Origin of the sequence: Pseudonocardia alaniniphila (assembly GCF_022524485.1) — a bacterium.
Classification (GTDB): Bacteria; Actinomycetota; Actinomycetes; order Mycobacteriales; family Pseudonocardiaceae; genus Pseudonocardia; species Pseudonocardia alaniniphila.
The window spans coordinates 23816-41164 of sequence record NZ_JAKXMK010000017.1 but is presented as its reverse complement, the minus strand read 5'-3'; the positions used below and the strand labels follow the sequence as shown (position 1 = coordinate 41164).

General features: G+C 71.0%; 16 protein-coding genes and 1 tRNA gene. 6 read left to right on the top strand and 11 right to left on the bottom strand.

The window, feature by feature from the left end; genetic code table 11:
* Positions 1–445 precede the first annotated feature (445 nt).
* The 3 genes from MMF94_RS20340 to MMF94_RS20330 all read left to right on the top strand — a co-directional run bounded on the left by MMF94_RS20340 (position 446) and on the right by MMF94_RS20330 (position 3371).
* On the top strand, positions 446–1738 hold the full coding sequence (locus MMF94_RS20340; protein ID WP_338104286.1) for an IS110 family RNA-guided transposase: 1293 nt from the start codon (positions 446–448) through the stop codon (positions 1736–1738).
* A gap of 444 nt (positions 1739–2182) precedes the next feature.
* Entirely contained in the window at positions 2183–2386 is a 204-nt protein-coding gene (locus MMF94_RS20335) for a hypothetical protein (protein WP_241038695.1), read from the top strand.
* A gap of 154 nt (positions 2387–2540) precedes the next feature.
* The gene (locus MMF94_RS20330; protein ID WP_338104285.1) at positions 2541–3371 is read left to right on the top strand and encodes a tyrosine-type recombinase/integrase; all 831 of its coding nucleotides are present in this window, start codon (positions 2541–2543) and stop codon (positions 3369–3371) included.
* Here the strand turns inward: MMF94_RS20330 and MMF94_RS20325 are convergent.
* The 5 genes from MMF94_RS20325 to MMF94_RS20305 all read right to left on the bottom strand — a co-directional run bounded on the left by MMF94_RS20325 (position 3331) and on the right by MMF94_RS20305 (position 7577).
* Positions 3331–3404, bottom strand: a tRNA-Leu gene (locus MMF94_RS20325). The genes MMF94_RS20330 and MMF94_RS20325 overlap by 41 nt on opposite strands.
* Positions 3405–3415: 11 nt before the next feature.
* A complete protein-coding gene (locus MMF94_RS20320; protein ID WP_241038694.1) occupies positions 3416–4723 on the bottom strand; it encodes an FAD-dependent oxidoreductase in 1308 nt (435 codons plus the stop codon).
* A gap of 70 nt (positions 4724–4793) precedes the next feature.
* A complete protein-coding gene (locus MMF94_RS20315) occupies positions 4794–5366 on the bottom strand; it encodes a TetR/AcrR family transcriptional regulator (protein ID WP_241038693.1) in 573 nt (190 codons plus the stop codon).
* Between the two features lie 94 nt (positions 5367–5460).
* Positions 5461–6879, bottom strand: coding sequence for an NAD(P)/FAD-dependent oxidoreductase (locus MMF94_RS20310; RefSeq protein WP_241038692.1), 1419 nt, complete (start codon positions 6877–6879; stop codon positions 5461–5463).
* A 56-nt stretch (positions 6880–6935) separates the two neighbouring features.
* On the bottom strand, positions 6936–7577 hold the full coding sequence (locus MMF94_RS20305) for a uracil-DNA glycosylase (protein ID WP_379660225.1): 642 nt from the start codon (positions 7575–7577) through the stop codon (positions 6936–6938).
* 61 nt (positions 7578–7638) lie between these two features.
* On the opposite strand from MMF94_RS20305, the gene MMF94_RS20300 reads away from it, so the two are divergent.
* On the top strand, positions 7639–9096 hold the full coding sequence (locus MMF94_RS20300; RefSeq protein WP_241038691.1) for a S10 family peptidase: 1458 nt from the start codon (positions 7639–7641) through the stop codon (positions 9094–9096).
* Positions 9097–9141: 45 nt separating this feature from the next.
* Here the strand turns inward: MMF94_RS20300 and MMF94_RS20295 are convergent, their stop codons facing one another.
* The gene (locus tag MMF94_RS20295; protein ID WP_241038690.1) at positions 9142–10095 is read right to left on the bottom strand and encodes a Ppx/GppA family phosphatase; all 954 of its coding nucleotides are present in this window, start codon (positions 10093–10095) and stop codon (positions 9142–9144) included.
* 150 nt (positions 10096–10245) lie between these two features.
* On the opposite strand from MMF94_RS20295, the gene MMF94_RS20290 reads away from it, so the two are divergent.
* Positions 10246–11886, top strand: coding sequence for an acyl-CoA dehydrogenase family protein (locus MMF94_RS20290; RefSeq protein WP_241038884.1), 1641 nt, complete (start codon positions 10246–10248; stop codon positions 11884–11886).
* 33 nt (positions 11887–11919) lie between these two features.
* Here MMF94_RS20290 and MMF94_RS20285 read toward each other — a convergent pair whose 3' ends face one another.
* The 3 genes from MMF94_RS20285 to eno form a co-directional block, all read right to left on the bottom strand.
* Complete coding sequence (locus MMF94_RS20285) at positions 11920–12444, bottom strand: DUF501 domain-containing protein (protein WP_241038689.1); 525 nt, start codon at positions 12442–12444, stop codon at positions 11920–11922.
* Entirely contained in the window at positions 12441–12845 is a 405-nt protein-coding gene (locus MMF94_RS20280; protein WP_241038688.1) for a septum formation initiator family protein, read from the bottom strand. Before MMF94_RS20280 ends, MMF94_RS20285 begins: the two co-directional genes overlap by 4 nt.
* Positions 12846–13023: 178 nt before the next feature.
* Complete coding sequence (gene eno, locus MMF94_RS20275; protein WP_241038687.1) at positions 13024–14319, bottom strand: phosphopyruvate hydratase; 1296 nt, start codon at positions 14317–14319, stop codon at positions 13024–13026.
* A 204-nt stretch (positions 14320–14523) separates the two neighbouring features.
* On the opposite strand from eno, the gene MMF94_RS20270 reads away from it, so the two are divergent.
* Positions 14524–14922: a tetratricopeptide repeat protein gene (locus MMF94_RS20270; RefSeq protein ID WP_241038686.1), complete on the top strand. Its 399-nt coding sequence runs from the start codon at positions 14524–14526 to the stop codon at positions 14920–14922.
* A gap of 11 nt (positions 14923–14933) precedes the next feature.
* Here the strand turns inward: MMF94_RS20270 and efeB are convergent, their stop codons facing one another.
* Positions 14934–16169, bottom strand: coding sequence for an iron uptake transporter deferrochelatase/peroxidase subunit (gene efeB, locus MMF94_RS20265; protein WP_241038685.1), 1236 nt, complete (start codon positions 16167–16169; stop codon positions 14934–14936).
* Positions 16170–16175: 6 nt separating this feature from the next.
* Positions 16176–17318, bottom strand: coding sequence for an iron uptake system protein EfeO (efeO, locus tag MMF94_RS20260; RefSeq protein WP_241038684.1), 1143 nt, complete (start codon positions 17316–17318; stop codon positions 16176–16178).
* Positions 17319–17349 lie beyond the last annotated feature (31 nt).

Below are 17349 nucleotides of genomic sequence, written 5' to 3'. Positions count from 1 at the left end.
CTGGCAAACCGCGCCTGACCTGCGATGGAGCAACGTCTCCCCTGTGTGCGTCCGTGCATAGTCCGCGCCGGCCGTTGTTGCCCTCGCATACCGGGTCCTGGTGGTGATCTCCTAATGACTGTCGAGCGGCCGTGTCAGGAGACGCCTGGTGATCTCCACGGGCTGTGAGCCCTCTCGCGAGACGGGTGCTCTGACACGGTCGCTCGCTGGGCGTTGCAGTAGCTGGGACACGAGATCGGCGTGTCAGCGTCATATCCGCGGCGCGGCGCGGTGAGGTCCTGATCGTGGTTCGAGCCCGCCCGCACAGGGCGCCCCTCCGTCACTCCAGAGCCTCGAGCTCTGACGCGAACCTGGGACCGTGCGGGTCGTCCGGATCGCGGACGGCTCATCGGAGGGAAGGCCAGCGAGCCTTGTCATTAGGGCGCCGCGCGACCCGGCCAGGGAGATGACCAGCACAAACAGCAGACCCGAGGTAGGTGAGGACTTGAGAGTGTTCTGCGGGATCGACTGGGCAGAGCGTCATCACGACATCGCCCTGATTGGCCAGGACGGCGGCCTGATCGCCAAACGGCGCATTAACGACGGGCCGGACGGGTTCGACGAACTGACCGCCATGCTCACCGCCGCTGGTGACAGCGTCGAGGATTCGATCCCCGTCGCGATCGAGACCCCGCGTGGGCTGCTCGTGGCTGCCCTGCGCGCGACCGCCCGCCCGGTGTTCGCGATCAACCCAATGGCAGTTGCCCGATACCGCGAGCGCCACTCATTCGCGCGGGCGAAGTCCGACCACGCCGACGCGATGACATTGGCGAACATCCTGCGCACAGACTCCCACGCTCACCGCAAGATGCCCGCCGACACCGACCTCGCCCAGGCCATCGCCGTACTGGCCCGCGCGGCGCAGGACGCGATCTGGCGACGCACCCGAGCCACCCTTGAGCTGCGATCGCTGTTGCGCGAGTACTACCCGGGCTTCCTCACGGCGTTCGCTCGCGCCGGCGGCAGCGGCGTCACGAACCTGGCCGGTTCCGACGCCCGCCACGTCCTCGCGCTCGCCCCATCACCGGCCGCCGGAACCCGAATCAGCGTCGCGCGCATCGCAGCGGCGCTACGTCGGGGCGGGCGCAAGCGCGGCGCCCACATCCGAGCTGCAGCAATCGCACAGGCGCTACACGCTCCGCAGCTACGCCAGCCTCCACTGATCGAACAGGCAATGAGCCGCCAGGCGCTCGCATTGCTGACGACGCTGAACGCAGAATGCGACAACGCCGAACAGCTCGGTCAGGCCTCAATCGAGGCCTTCCGCAGCCACCCCGACCACACCATCATCACCAGCTTCCCCGGGCTGGGAGAACTCACCGGAGCCCGAATCCTCGGCGAGCTCGGCGACGACCGCGCCCGTTTCACCGACGCACGGGCGGTCAAGGCCTACGCCGGCTCCGCTCCCGTCACCCGCGCCTCCGGCCGCAACACCGTGATCATGAGGCGCCAGGTCAAAAACAACCGGCTCGCCGCCGTCGGCTTCGTCTGGGCCTTCGCCACGATGGCCAGAACCGGCCCACCCAAGGACCACTACGACCAGCGACGAGCCCACGGCGACCGCCACGCCGCCGCCCTACGACACCTGTTCAACCGCATGATCGGCCAACTCCACCACTGCCTACAAACCCGCCGGTCCTACGACCCGGTCAAGGCTTTCCCCGAACGAGCACCACAACCACAACCATCCCCGGCTTGACCCTTAGCAAGATCGGAGGTCTCGCGGCGCGGGCTCGTCCCTGCCGGGCCGAGGGGTGGGGTGCAAGGTACTCAGTCCAGCCTTGCGCCCCACCCCTCGGGCTGGCAGCCGTCTCGGCGCGCCGTGAGGAGATCACCACCCCTCCGCACTCCGCTGATCTCCGAAGCGGTGTCGGGTGTGGGCGGAGCCCACAGGGTTCGATTCCCTCCATCGTCACTCTCTGGCAGCATGGGGCCATGGCTCCGATCCGAAAGGTCCATGCCGCGTAGGCGACCGGCCCAAGTACGGGCTCGCAACCGTCGTCAGCGACACCCCACGCCGATTCACGGCGTTCCGCTGTCCACCAGCCGCGCTCTCGATCGGCTCGACCGGCCCCACCTTTCGTCCGGCTGGGTCCGCAGCCATCTTTTCACGTGGCGCGACGTAGCTCGAAAACCGCCCTCCATGCTGCAGGGGGAGAATAACGACCTGGTTCTGTACGTCGGCCCCATCGCCCGGGAGGCGCTCGAACAAGCGGTGTGCGCTCTACCGTTGCGTCAGCGCGCACCGCTCCGTCGCCAGATCGCCAAGCTCGACCTGTTGTTCCTGGACAAGACGCTGAACAACCCCCTCGCGCATCCGTCGCCCTGGTGGTTCCGCCGCTGCTGAGCGCCCTCTGAGGACCGAGAGCACACCCTCTGGCGCCTCGGGGGCCGGGTAGCCGGCCGAGTTCGCGGTCGAACGACGGCTCCTCACTCAGAACCCGATCACCAACCTTGCGTGGAAGGCGCCGCGGACCGTTCAGACCGTCGACCGGCGCGTCGTGGTCAACCCGGTGCAGGCGCGCGCACTCCTGGACGCCGTTGCGGCGCAGGAGCCGAGTGGGGATCGACTGGTCGCCTTCTTTGGAGCGATGTACTACGCGGCGCTGCGACCGGGCGAGGCGTCGACGCTGCGGAAGGCGAACCTCGCGCTGCCCGCTGAGGGGTGGGGCGAGCTGCTGTTGGAGTCGTCGACACCAGAGGCTGGCGCCTCGTGGACCGACAGTGGGCGGCGGCGTGAGGAACGGCAGTTGAAGCACCGTGCCCGTGGCGAGACTCGGATCGTGCCCTCGCCACCGGCGCTCACGGCCCTTCTGCATGCGCACTTGGAATCATTCGGCACTGGCCCGGACGGGCTGCTGTTCCGCGGTGTGCGTGGTGGACAGCTGGCCGAGAGCACCTACTGCCGTGTCTGGCGGAAGGCTCGCGTCGCCGCTCTGACGGAGGACGAGGCGGCCTCACCATTGGCACGCCGGCCTTACGACCTCCGTCACGCTGCCGTCTCGACGTGGCTCAATGCGGGCGTGCCCTCCACGCAGGTAGCGGCCTGGGCCGGCCACAGCGTTGGGGTGCTCCACCAGATCACGCGAAGGTCATCGTCGGCCAGGAGGACGCGGCTCGACGTCGGATCGACGCGGTACTCGGTGGCTACTGATGGCCGAAACTTCAGCACGTATTCAGCACAGACAGCCGGTGATCACAGGTGCCCACCAGACACAGCCGGACAGCACAAGATCGCCCGACGGGTCGGTTACTGCTGGTCAGACGGCGATTCTGCTGGTTGCGGCCGGGTGCCCCCGGTGGGACTCGAACCCACACTGGAACCCTTTTAAGGGGCCTGCCTCTGCCGATTGGGCTACGGGGGCGCGCCTACAGCCTACGGAGCGGGCACGGGCGGTCCCGCTGTGGCACGCACGCGTTCCCACGCCCTGGGAGCGGCGGGATCGGTGGGGCCGGGGGCGAACGTGCGCCTGCGCAGGGCGGGCACGGCCGCGCACATCCTGAACCAGCTGCGTGCGGCCGTCGTCGCCACGGCGCCATGGGACAAGGCCAGGTCCTTCTGCTTCAGAGCGAAGCGGACGGCAGCAGCGCCGTAGTCGCGCATATCGCACTCGTATTCGCTGATCGCCGCCAGCGTGTCGCGCTCACCACGGGCCGCCGCGCCCAGCTCGCGGCTGAGCAGATGGGCGTCGCGCAGCGCCGTGTTGCCGCCGAGGCCGCCGATCGGGGGCATGAGATGGATCGCATCGCCGATGACGGTGACCGGTGTGCTCGGCCACGCCGGGCCTGGCTCCGCGTACCGGAAGGCGACCGCGCCGCGGCTCGCCGGGTCCGACTCGGCCAGCGCCAGCCGCAGCTGTGGGTGCCAGCGCGCGACGAGAACGTCGACCACGGCACGCAGCGCGTCGTCGTCGAGTTCGGTGACGTCGGGCGGGAGCAGGTCGGGGTGCGTGACCAGGGCGCACAGCACGTACGGCCGCGCGGCCGTGCCGGGAGGCGGCTCGAAGACCGAGGTGAACAGGAAGCAGGGCGCGTCGACGTGGACGATGTTCATGCCTGTGCAGAGCCGTGGCGGCAGCGCGCTGCGCACCTCGTCGGTGAGCCAGATCTTGTGCGCGATCCCGACCGCGCCTGCAGGGGCCGCGTGCACCTGCGGCAGGTACTGCCTGCGAACCCGGGATCCGGCGCCGTCCGCCCCGACGAGCACATCGCCCACCGCGGTGCGCCCGTCGGCGAAACGCGCCAGCACCGTGCCGTCGTCGCGCTGCTCGTAGCCCACGAACTCGGCGCCGAACTGCACGACGTCCTCCAGCCCGGTCAGCAGCAGCCGGCGCAGCGTGGGGCGGTCGGCGGCGTAGTGGCTCTCCGCCGGGTCCTCGGCGCCGGGATACATGATCGACTCCTCGACCACCAGCAGCTCTCGTAGCTGCTCGGTGAGCCAGCCGAAGTCGCCCGCGCGCCCCGCCGTCGCGAGGAACTCGTGCCACACCGCGTCGGGCAGGCAGGCGTGCAGAGCCCTCGCGCCCACCGGGTTGATGTGGATCCGATAGCCCTCCCACCGGCTCCCGACGGCCGCGTCCCGCTCGTGGACGGCGACCTCGACCCCTGCCCGGCGCAAGCCCTGCGCGAGGCACAGGCCACCGATGCCGCCCCCGATGACGATCACTTTCCCCGGCCCGCTCATCGCACGCCCTCGCTGCACTCGGCCGACGCTTCGCGAAGGCGCTGTGTCGATGATTCACTCGCAAGCTCGCTCATGGCCTCTCCCCCTTCGCGTGATCCTGCGCCCCGTCGATGAGGAGCGCCTCGAGCTGCCCGAAGACCTGACCAGCCACCTCGGGCACGAGCCGTGCACCCTTCACCGCCGCGATCACGAGCTCCGCGCCGGCAGCAGCGTCGACGGGCACCGACCACGAACCGTGCGCCACGCCCTCGGCCAGCACCGTCGTCAGCACCTCGCGCCAGCCGGCCTCGTGCCGAGCCATGGCGGCGGCGACCGCCGGGTCGCGGCGAGCCCGCAGGTCGAGCTCGACCGTGACGGCGAACAGGTCCGGTCGATCCTCGATCAGCCGGCACAAGGCCTGCAGGTGCTCGCGCAGCGCGACAGCCGGGTCCGGCCCCTGCGGCGCGGTCGTCCAGAACTGGCGTGTCGTGTACTCGGCCACGGCGTCGACGAGGTCCTGCTTCGTGGCGAAGTGGTGGTGCAGTGTCGAGTGGTCGATGCCGACGTCCTCGGCGACCTGCCGCAGCCGCAGGCCCTCGAAACCCGCTTCCGCCACTCGCCGGTACGCGGCGACGACCAGCTGCTCACGACGGTCGCTTCGCACTCCACCAACCACTTGGTTGAGTCTAGGGCGGAACCCTCGCAGAAGAAAGGCCCGCTCCGGAGAACCGGAGCGGGCCTGTCGAGGCTCGGGAAGGTCAAGCCCCTCGTCTGATCCCTGGCGTGACGGCCTCCTCGCCCTGGCCTGCGCCGGCAGGCGCACCCGCCTGTTCGGGTCCAGGCCGCTGTGCAGGTGGGGCCGGTGGCGACGACGGGTTCGCGACGCGATGGAACTCGGCCCTCGGGTCGTTGATCTGCCCCAGCGCCACGACCTCCCGGCCCAGGAACAGAGCGCCCGTCCAGTCGACGAGGATGCGGACCCGGCGGTTCCAGGTGGGCATGCGGCTCACGTGATAGGTGCGGTGCATGAACCACGCGATGATCCCGCGCAGCTTGATCCCGTAGATCTCCGCGACGCCCTTGTAGAGCCCGAGGCTCGCCACCGACCCGGCGTAGCTGTGCCTGTACTTGGTGAGCTGCCTGCGCCGCAGGTGCGCCACGATGTTGTCGGCGAGGACCTTGGCCTGGCGCACGGCGTGCTGCGCCGACGGGCTGGTCTTGGCCTCCGGGTCGTCCTTCGACAGGTCGGGCACCGAGGCGCAGTCGCCGGCGCTGAACACGTCGGGCATGCCGACGACCTGCAGTTCGGCGGTGCACTCGATCCGGCCCCGGGCGTCTCGCGGCAGGTCGGTGTGGTCCAGCATCGGGTTGGGCTTGACGCCCGCGGTCCAGACGATCGTGTCGGCGTCGAACTCGTTGCCGTCGTCGAGGACGACGTGGCCGCCCACCATCGACTTCACGCGGGTGTCGAGGTTGACCTCGATGCCGGCGTCGAGCAGCCGCTCGACGGTGTAGCGGCCCATCTTCGGGCCCACCTCGGGCATGATCCGGTTGGCGGCCTCGACGAGCACCCAGCGCAGGTCGTCAGGAGTGATGTTCTCGTAGTAACGGGTGGCGTAGCGGGCCATGTCCTGCAGCTCGGCGAGCGCCTCGATCCCGGCGTAGCCGCCGCCCACCACGAGGAACGTGAGGAAGCGCTTGCGCAGTGCCGGGTCGATGGTGGTGGATGCGGCGTCGAGCCTCGACAGCACGTGGTTGCGCAGGTAGATGGCCTCGCCGACGGTCTTGAACGCGATGCCGACCTCAGCCAGGCCGGGGACCGGGAGCGTGCGTGCCACCGAGCCCGGCGCCACGACGAGGACGTCGTAGCCGACGGTCGTCAAGTTGCCGGCGGCGAGCTCGGCGGTGACTTCACGGGTGGCGTGGTTGATGCGGGTGACCCGGCCGGTGAGGTGGTGGCACTTTCTGAGCACCTTGCGCAGCGGGACGACGACGTGCCTCGGCTCAATCGATCCGGCGGAAGCCTCCGGCAGGAACGGCTGATAGGTCATGTGCGACTGAGGGTCGATGACGGTCACCTCGGCTTCCCCGCGTCGCAGCTTCTTCTGCAGCCGCAGGGCCGTGTACATGCCGACGTATCCGCCGCCTACCACGACGATCCTGGTGTTGCGCGCCATGCCTCCAGGGTCCCACCCTCACGGCGGCTTTACTCCTCCGAAGCACGTGATAACGGCTACCTCTTCTCAGGTATCTCCGCTGCTCGGGCCGCCTGACGGAGGACGTCCTCCAGCATCGCGGGGGTGAGCTTGCCGGTGAAGGTGTTCTGCTGGCTGACGTGGTAGGAGCCGAAGAGGTGCAGTGGCCCTCGATTTCCGGCCAGCTCGACGTGAACCCCGTGCCCGAACCGGGGACGGGGACGCGGAACGACCCATCCCGCGTCTGCGAGCACGGGCAGCAGCGCCTGCCAGCCGTAGGCGCCCAGCACCACCGCCGCACGCGGGCGCAGCAGCGCCAGTTCGGCACGCAGCCAGGCGCCGCAGGTGTCGCGCTCGCCCGTTGTCGGCTTGTTGTCGGGCGGCGCGCAATGGACGGGGGCGGTGATCCGGGTGTGGAGGAGCTCGAGCCCGTCGCCGCGGTGCACAGCGGTCGGCTGGTTCGCCAGGCCCGCCGCGTACAGCGCCGCGAACAACACGTCGCCCGACCGGTCGCCGGTGAACATCCGGCCGGTCCGGTTCCCGCCGTGCGCCGCCGGTGCGAGCCCCACGATCAGCAGCGGCGCGTCCGCCGGACCCAACCCCGGCACGGGACGTCCCCAGTAATCCTGATCACGGAACGCCGCACGCTTCTCCCTGGCCACCAGCTCGCGCCAGGCCACCAGCCGAGGGCATTCCCGACAGTCGACCAGTGCCGCATCGAGATCACCTAGGGTCTGATATGTGAGCGAGGAGAGCGCACCGGAAACGCCCGCACCGCCCGTCGACGACCTCGTGACCACGTCTCACACGTTACGCACGCCCACCGGCGAACTGGCGTACACGGCAACCGCGGGCCGGGTCGTGCTGCGCCACGAGAAGCACACCGACGGCACGTTCGACGGGTACGAGCCGCGGGCCGAGGTGTTCCTCGTCGCCTACACACTCGACGGCGCCGACCCCGCCACCCGACCCGTCACGATCGCCTTCAACGGCGGGCCCGGTTCGTCGAGCGTGTGGCTGCACCTCGGGCTCTTCGGGCCGCGCCGGGTCGTGATGGGCGACGCCGGAGCCCTCACCCCGCCGCCGTGGGGGCTCACCGACAACCACGAGTCGCTGCTCGCGCACTCCGACCTCGTGTTCGTCGACCCCGTGTCCACCGGCTACTCGCGCACCGTCACCGGCGGGAAGCCCGCCGACTTCCACGGCTACACCTCCGACGTCGAGACGATCGGCGAGGTGATCCGGCTCTGGGTCACGCGCAACGAGCGGTGGCTCTCGCCGAAGTTCCTGGCCGGGGAGTCCTACGGCACGCTGCGCGCCGCGGCGCTCGCCGAGCACCTGCAGGACCGGCACGGCATGTATCTCAACGGCCTCATGCTGATCTCCAGCGTGCTGGACATGGGATCGATCCGCTTCACCGAGGGCAACGACCGGCCCTACCCGCTCTTCCTGCCCACCTACGCGGCGATCGCGCACTACCACGGGCTGCACCCGGGACGCGAGCTGCACGAGGTGCTCGCCGACGCGGAGGAGTTCGCAGCAGGCGACTACCCGTGGGCCCTCGCCCGGGGCTCCCGGCTCGCCGCCGCCGATCTCGACCGGATCGCCGGGCGCCTGGCCTCCCTGAGCGGGCTCGACGAAGGCTACGTGCGCCGGGTCCGCCTGCGGATCGAGCACCACCGCTTCTTCCGGGAGTTGCTGCGTGCCCCCGGCCGCACCGTCGGCCGGATCGACGGCCGCTTCACCGGCTGGGAGGACGACGGTGGCGGTGAGAAGCCCAGCTACGACCCGTCCATCGCGGCGATCACGGGGCCGTACACCGCAGCGTTCAACTCGCACGTCCGCAGCAGCCTCGGCTACGTCAGCGACCTGCCCTACGAGGTGCTGAGCGGGCGCGTGCAGCCGTGGTCGTACAAGGAGTTCGAGGGCCGGGCGGTGTCGGTCGTCTCGAAGCTCTCGGCGGCGATGCGCCACAACCCGCACCTGCGCGTGCACGTGGCCTGCGGCTACCACGACGGGGCCACGCCGTACTTCGCGGCCGAGCAGGTGTTCGCGCAGCTCCCGATCCCGGACGAGCTGCGCGACCGCATCGAGGTCCGTCACTACGAGGCCGGGCACATGATGTACGTGCACGAGCCCTCGCGGCTGGCGCAGTCGGAGCACCTGGCGGCGTTCGTCACGGCGGCACCGGAGTCGTGATCGCGGGGCCGGGCCGGTGGTCCGCGCCCGACCCCGCTGCGTGTGTCAGGCGATCGAGCGCGCGATGCCGTCGAGGATGTCGTGCTCGCTGACCACCATCCCGGTGACGCCTGCGCGATCGTTCAGCTCGCGGGCCAGCACGTCGACGATGAGGGCACCGGCGCCGATCACGTCGATCCGGCCGGGGTGGATGGCACCGTGGCTCTTGCGCTCCTCGCGGGACATGCCCAGCAGTTCGTCCGCCACCCGGTGCAGGTCCTGGTTCTCCAGCCGCGAGTGGTGCACCGCTGCGGCGTCGTACTCCTCCAGGCCGAGCGCCACGGCCGAGAGCGTGGTGATCGTGCCCGCGACGCCGACCCAGGTGCGCACGCCCTCCACCGGCACCGCGTCGAACGCCTCGTCGAGGATGCCGGTGGCCACCCGGCGGGCCTCCGCCACCTCGTCAGCCGACGGCGGGTCGCCCGCCAGGCAGCGTTCGGTGAGGCGGACGCTCCCCACGTCCACCGACCGGGCGGCCTGCACGGTGGCCTTCCCACCGTCCAGGGTCCCCACGACGAGTTCCGTGGAGCCGCCGCCCACGTCGGCGACGACGAACGGGCCGTCGCCGGGATCGAGGTCGCCCACCGCTCCGACGAACGACAGGTTCGCCTCCTCGTCCCCGGAGATCACCTCGGCGTCGATGCCGAGCGTGTCCTGGACCATGCCGAAGAAGTCCTCACGGTTGCGGGCGTCGCGGGTGGCGCTGGTGGCGACCATCCGCACCCGCTCGGCGCCCTCCCGGCGGATCACCTCCGCGTAGTCGACCAGCGCCGCGCGCGTGCGATCCAATGCCTCCGGTGCGAGCTTGCCGGATGCGTCGACACCCTGACCTAGCCGGACGATCCGCATCTCGCGATGCACGTCGCGCTGCTCGGTGGTGCCGCCGTCCCCGGTCGTGATGTCGGCGACGAGTAAACGGATCGAGTTGGTTCCGCAGTCGATGGCGGCCACGCGCGACATGCACTCTCCTTGGTCCGGCTCACACGGCGACAGCGGTCACCGTACGCGGGGAGCCGGATCGCGGACGGCACACGACGGGAGGTACGCGACTACCCTCGCAGCGTGGTCGACCAGCGCAGCTCCACCGCCCTGTCCGTCCCCCCGGAACTCGTGACCGTCACCGAGCCGGGGCCGACGGACCACGGCACGCACCGCGTCGAGAACCAGCCGCCACCGCTCTCCGGGCACGACCCGCTGGCCTGCGACCCGGCGTTGACGGATGCGGTCGGCCGGGAGGGCGCGCAGACGGCGCTGCCGGATCTCGGCCGTCTGGGTGCGCTGATCACGTCACCCGAGGCGCAGGACCACGCGCGGCTGGCCAACGTGCACGAACCCGTCCTGCGCACCCACGACCGGTACGGCCATCGCATCGACGAGGTCGAGTTCCATCCGTCGTGGCACTGGCTGGTGGGCACCGCGGTCGAATGGGGGCTGCACGCCGCACCGTGGGTGGACGAGCCCGGCACCGGGGCGCACGTGCGGCGAGCCGCGGGCTTCTACCTGATGAGCCAGCTCGAAGCGGGCCACGGCTGCCCGATCTCGATGACCTATGCCGCCGTCCCCGCGCTGCGCCACGACCCCGTGCTGGCCGCGGCCTACGAACCGGGCCTGGTGTCCACGTCCTACGAGTTCGGGCTCGCCGACCCGGCCACGAAGGCCGGGCTGCTGGCCGGCATGTCGATGACCGAGAAACAGGGCGGCTCCGACGTCCGCGCCGGCACCACGGTCGCCACCCCGTCGGCGGACGGGACGTACCAGCTGGTCGGGCACAAGTGGTTCACCTCGGCCCCGATGAACGACCTGTTCCTCACCCTTGCCCAGGCTCCCGGCGGCCTCACGTGCTTCGTGCTCCCCCGCGTCCTACCCGACGGCACCCGCAACGCCATCCGGCTGCAGCGGCTCAAGGACAAGCTGGGCAACCGGTCGAACGCCTCGGCCGAGATCGAGTACACCGGCGCCACGGGCCGGCGGCTGGGCGACGAGGGCCGCGGCGTCGCCACGATCATCGAGATGGTGTCGATGACGCGGCTGGACTGCGTGCTGGGCTCCGCAGCGCTCGTCCGGGCCGCGCTGAGCGAGGCGGCGCATCACGTGGCGCACCGCAGCGCCTTCGGTTCGCGGCTGGCCGACACGCCTCTGATGCAGGCCGTGGTCGCCGACCTGGCGCTGGAGTCCGAGGCCGCCACCGCGCTCGCGCTGCGGCTCGCCGGTGCCGTGGATCGCGACGAGCGTTCGCTGCTGCGGCTCGCGCTCCCGGCGTCGAAGTACCTGGTGTGCAAGCGCGCGCCCGCGGTGGTGGCCGAGGCGCTCGAGTGCCTCGGCGGCAACGGCTACGTCGAGGAGTCGGCGCTCCCACGGCTCTACCGCGAGGCTCCGCTCAACTCGATCTGGGAAGGCTCGGGCAACGTCACGGCACTCGACGTCCTGCGCGCCGTGAGCCGCAATCCCGACTCGGTGGATGCGGTGCTCGCCGAGGTGGACGTCGCCGGAGGCGTGGACAGCCGGTTCGACCGCGCCGTCCGCGCGCTGCGCGCCGAGCTGCACGAGCGTGAGGCACGACGGGCCCGGCGGCTCGCCGAGCTGCTCGCTCTGTGCCTGCAGGGATCGCTGCTCGTGCGGCACGCGCCGGAAGAGGTCTCGTCGGCATTCCTGGCTGCGCGTTTCGACGCCGACGGCCCGTGGCGCACCGCGGGCACCCTCCCCCAGGGCACGCCCGCAGCAGCGTTGCTGGAGCGGGTCACGCCTGGTTGAGCCGATCCGTGCCGTTCGTTCTGACGGACACCGCTACGCAGGCGGGCGCGAGCAGGCGCTCGCCTGCCACCACTCCCCCAGCTCGGCGAGCGCCTCGTCGCCGAACGGGTTCACGCCCGGGCCGGCCGCCAGCGCGTGCGCGACGCACACGTGCAGGCACTTGACGCGGCTCGGCATGCCACCGGCGCTGACGTCGGTGCCCAACGGCTCGATCGCGTTGCGTTCGGCGAGGTAGGACTCGTGTGCCCGCTGGTATGCCGCGGCGAGCTCGGGGTCCTCGGCCAGCCGCTCGGTCATCTCGCGCATCCGGCCCTCGGCCTCCAGGCGGCTGACCCAGGAGTTCAGCCGAGAGCAGGTGAGGTAGTAGAGCGTGGGGAACGGGGTGCCGTCCTCCAGCCGGGGGGCGGTCTGCACCACCGCCGGGTGCCCGCACGGGCAGCGGTAGGCCACCGCGCGGACGGCACGCGGGACCCGTCCGAGCTGGGCGGCCACGGCCGCGAGGTCCTCCTCGCTGATGCCGGGAGCGGAAGCAGGCCCGCGCGGCGTCGACGGGCTCATCGCGAACCCTCCGCGACCTCGCGCCACAGCTGGCGGTACCACGGCATGGCTGCCCCGGCCTCGCCGGCGCCTGTCAGGTCCGGGCCGGACGGCAGCTGCACGACGTAGGGAACCTCCCCGGGCAGGACGTAGCCGAGCCGCGTCCTGGCCTGGGCGGCGACCTCAGCAGGATCCGACAGCCGGGCGCGTTCCTTCGACAGCTCGTCCACCTCGGCGGCGAGCGCCTGCTGCTGCTTGGTCACGGCGGCGAGCTCCTGCCGCTGGGCGACGAAGTTGCGCAGCGGGACCGCGACAGTGAGTGCCAGCGCGCAGACCACGAGGGCCAGCACCGCTGCTCGACGCGTGGTGGACAGCCCGAGCATCCCCGTGGTTGCAGCAACCACACCGCGGGTGCGTGCCACCCGGTTCAGCTTGGGCTCCCTGTTCCGCCGCCGCGTCGCTCCCGTGCCGGCGCCGCGGCGAGGCGATGTGCGGGGAGTCCGTTCGCCCCGTACCCGGGTTCGTTCCTCGACCATCGCGCCGCCTCAGGCCTGCTTCACGGGCGACTCGCGCACGGGAACGGGGCGACTCGCGTGCACGTCAGGCTCCTGCCTCCGCCACCGTGAAGCGCGGGAAGGCGAGATCGCCCGCGTACCGGGCGGCGTCGCCGAGAGCTTCCTCGATGCGCAGGAGCTGGTTGTACTTCGCCACGCGCTCCGACCGTGCCGGCGCGCCCGCCTTGATCTGCCCGCAACCGGTGGCGACGGCCAGATCGGCGATCGTGGTGTCCTCGGTCTCGCCGGAGCGGTGGCTCATCATGCAGCGGTAGCCCGACGAGTGCGCGAGCGTGACGGCGTCGAGAGTCTCCGACAGCGTGCCGATCTGGTTGACCTTCACCAGCAGCGCGTTGGCCGCACCCCGGCTGATGCCCTCGTCGAGCCGCTCGGGGTTGGTGACGAACAGGTCGTCGCCCACGAGCTGCACGCGGTCGCCGAGCGCATCGGTGATCGCGACCCAGCCGTCCCAGTCGTCCTCCGCCAGTGGGTCCTCGATCGACACGAGTGGGTAGGCGGAGACCAGCTCGGAATAGATGGCGATGAGCTCCTGCGAGGAGAGCTTCTTGCCCTCGTAGGCGTAGACGCCGTCCGAGTGGAACTCGGTGGCCGCCACGTCGAGCGCGAGGGCGATGTCCCGGCCGAGCTTGTACCCGGTCTTCTCCACGGCCTCGGCGATGAGGTCGAGCGCCGCGCGCGTGCCCGGCAGGTCGGGCGCGAAGCCGCCCTCGTCGCCGAGCCCGGTGGCCAGGCCCTTGCTCTTCAGCACCGACTTGAGCGCCTGATAGACCTCCGCGCCCCAGCGCAGGGCCTCGCGGAAGGAGTCGGCCCCGACCGGCGCGATCATGAACTCCTGCACGTCGACGGAGCTGTCGGCGTGGGCGCCGCCGTTGATGATGTTCATCATCGGCACGGGAAGCACGTGGGCGTTCGGGCCGCCGACGTAACGGAACAGCTCGAGCCCGGCCGACTCGGCGGCCGCCTTGGCCACGGAGAGCGAGACGCCGAGCAGCGCGTTGGCGCCGAGGCGCGACTTGTCGGGCGTGCCGTCCAGGTCGACGAGCCGCTGGTCGACGAGCCGCTGGTCGACCGCCTCCATGCCGGTGAGCTCGGGGCCGATCTCGTCGAGCACCGCGGCCACGGCCTTCTCGACACCCTTGCCGCCGAACCGGAGCGGGTCGCCGTCGCGCAACTCGACCGCTTCGTGCTCACCTGTCGACGCCCCCGACGGGACGGCCGCGCGGGCCAGGGTCCCGTCGTCGAGCGCAACCTCGACCTCCACCGTGGGGTTGCCCCGCGAGTCGAGGATCTCGCGTGCGCCGACCTGCTCGATGACCGCCACCAGTGCTCCCGTCCGGGCTCGTTACGACGCCTGTGCGCGCTCAGCCAGGGCTGGGCGCGGTGTCCGGTGGCTCAGCGTAGTCGTGGAGGGTTCCCGATCGACGCAGGAACTCGCCACTGGGCGCAGCGTCCTCCGTAGTTCGCCCCTGCGTCCCATGTCAACCCCTCGCAGATCGCGTCCCGTACACCTAACGTAGGGACGACCATGACGAGCCAGCCCGCGTCCGACGGCCTGTTCGAATCTTTCCGCCGGGCAGAGATGTTGATCGCCCGGAGCCGTCCGCTGGACGCGCTGCAGGCGCTCGGCCCCGTGCTCGAGAGCCAACCCAACGACGCCTCGGTGCATCTGCTCGCCGGTCGCGCCTACCTCAACTCGGCCCAGCTGCACCGCGCCGAGGAGGCCTTCGCCCGCGTTCTCGACCTCGACCCGTCCGACCACTACGCCCGCTTCGCGCTCGGCAAGGCGCTGCAACGGCAGGGACGTCTCGCCGAGGCCCAGGCACAGCTGAAGATGGCGGCCGCCATGGACCCTCGCCCGGAGTACCAGGAGGCGCTGGGAGAGGTGCTCGCCCGCATCGCCGTGGAGGGCGCGGAACCGGCCTGACCCGAGGCGGTTCACGCTTCGAACAGCCCGCTGCCCCAGTAGTCCCCGTCCCGGGTCATGCCGGGCGGGCACACGAACAGGCCCGACGCGACGTGCTGGATGTACTCGTTGAGCGCGTCGTTCGCGCCCAGCTTGCGCTGCAGCGTGACGAACGTGGCCGGGTCGGACTGGAAGCTGATGAAGAACAGCCCGGCTTCGAGCCCACCGGTACTCGGGTCGATCCCGTCGTTGAAGGAGTATCCGCGGCGCAGGATCCGCAGGCCGTTGTTGTTCTCGAAGGCGGCCAGCCGGATGTGGGCGTCGTCCGGGATCACGTGCGTGCCGTCCGGGCCGGTCGCGGCGAAGTCGGGGGTGTCGAACTCATCGGTGCCCGTGAGCGGGGCGCCGGCCGACTTCGTCCGTCCGAAGACCGCCTGCTGGTCGGACAGGAGGTCGCGGTCCCAGTTCTCGACGAACATGCGGATCCGCCTGGCCACGAGATAGGTGCCGCCGCGCATCCACGCCTGGTCCGTCCCGTCGCCGATCCAGACGTGCTGGTCGAGTGCGGTCGTGTCGTCGCCCCGGATGTTGCGGGTGCCGTCCTTGAATCCCATGAGGTTGCGCGGGGTGGACTGGCCCGCGCCCGTCACGGAGGTGCGGCCGAAGCCGAGCTGGGTCCACCGGTTGACGACGGTGCCACGGCCGATCCTGGCCAGGTTGCGGATCGCGTGGAACGCCACCTGCGGGTCGTCGGCACAGGCCTGCACCGCGATGTCCCCGTTGCTGCGGGTGTTGTCCAGCAGCTCGCCCGGCAGCGCGGGCAGCGGCTGCAGCGCCGCCGGACGCCGGGCGGCCAGCCCGAACCGGTTGTCGAACAGCGACGGCCCGAACCCGATCGTCATGGTCAGGCGCGACGCCGTCAGCCCGTCGGCCTCGCCCGTGTCGGCGGGGGGAACGTCGGACGTGGCCGAGTCACCCGGCACGGGCGCGCCCCGGGTCATCGCCTCGGCCGCGGTCGTCCAGCTCTGCAACATCGAGACGAGGTCGGCACGCTCGGTGCTGGTGACGTCGAACGCCGCGAAGGCGAGCTGGTTCTGCACGTCCGTGCTGATCCCGGCCTGGTTGGCGCCGCGGAAGGCCACGGTGTCGGCAGCAGCGGACGCGGATGCCGCCGCCGAGATCGAGGTGCCCGCGATCGCAAGGCCGGCGCCGGCCACGCCCGCGCCGGCGAGGCTGCCGAGGAACCGACGTCGCGATAGTTCCGCCATGGCGCCTCAGACCACCTTCCCCGACACCTGGGACAGCGGCTCGGCCAGCGCGTTGACCGCATCCGCGAGCTGACGCCGCTGGTCCTGCGGGACGGTGCTGTAGTCGACGTAGGCGTTGCCCTGCTGGTACTTCGCGAGGCCGGACGTGACGTCGGTGAAGCGCGCCTCGAGCTGCTGCGCGAGCTGGGGGTCCTTCGCCGCGAGCGCGGGCTGGAGCAGCTCGAAGGCCTTGCGTGCACCGGCGATGTTGGCGGCGAAGTCCCACAGGTCGGTGTGCGAGTAGCGGTCCTCCTCGCCGGTCACCTTCGACGTCGACACCTCGTCGAGCAGGTCACTGGCACCGTTGGCGAGCTGGGCAGGCTGGTAGGTGGCGGTCGCAACGTTCTTCTGCAGGGTGGCGACGTCCGCGTCGAGCTTGTCGGCCATCGGCGTCATCCCGGCGAGCGACTTGTCCTCCCAGAGCGCCTTCTCGATGCGGTGGAACCCGGTCCACTGGGCGGGGTCGTCGACGTCGTTGACCCGCGCGTCGATGTCCGGGTCGAGATCGCCGAAGCTCTCGGCCACCGGCTCGATGCTCTCGTAGTGCGTGCGGGCCGGCGCGAACAGCGACTCCGCCTTGGGGATGTCGCCCGCCCGGACGGCGTCGTCGAACGCCTTCGTGGCCGGCACCAGCGCGGCGACCTCGGAGACGACGTAGTCGTGGTAGTCCTGCGTCGCCTTGGCGAGCGAGGTGTCGGCAGGCGCTGCCGGTGCGGCGCCCCCGCCCGTCACGGTGAACGTCGAGGTGTCCTGCGCGGCGCCGGGGCAGTACATCGTGTAGGTGCCCGGGTCCAGCCGGAGGGCGAAGTTCCCGTTGAGGCCCTCGGTGATGTTCTCCTTCTCCCCGAGGATCCTGCCGTTGCTCTGCAGCTCGGCCTCCGTCACCTTCGCCGTGCCGGCGTTCGTGACCGTGAACGTCACCGGGCCTGCCGCCACCGAGGCGGGCGCAGGCGCACAGCCCTGGTCGGACAGTGCGACCTTCACCTCGGTCTGCTGCTCTCCGCCCGGCGCGGCGCCCGAGTTGCCACTGCCTCCGCAGGCGGCGGCCAGCAGGCCGACCGAGAGCGCGGCCGCGACGGTGCCCAGCGCGCGCGGGCGAAACGATCTCATGAACATGCCATCCTTCGGCGACGAAAAGAGA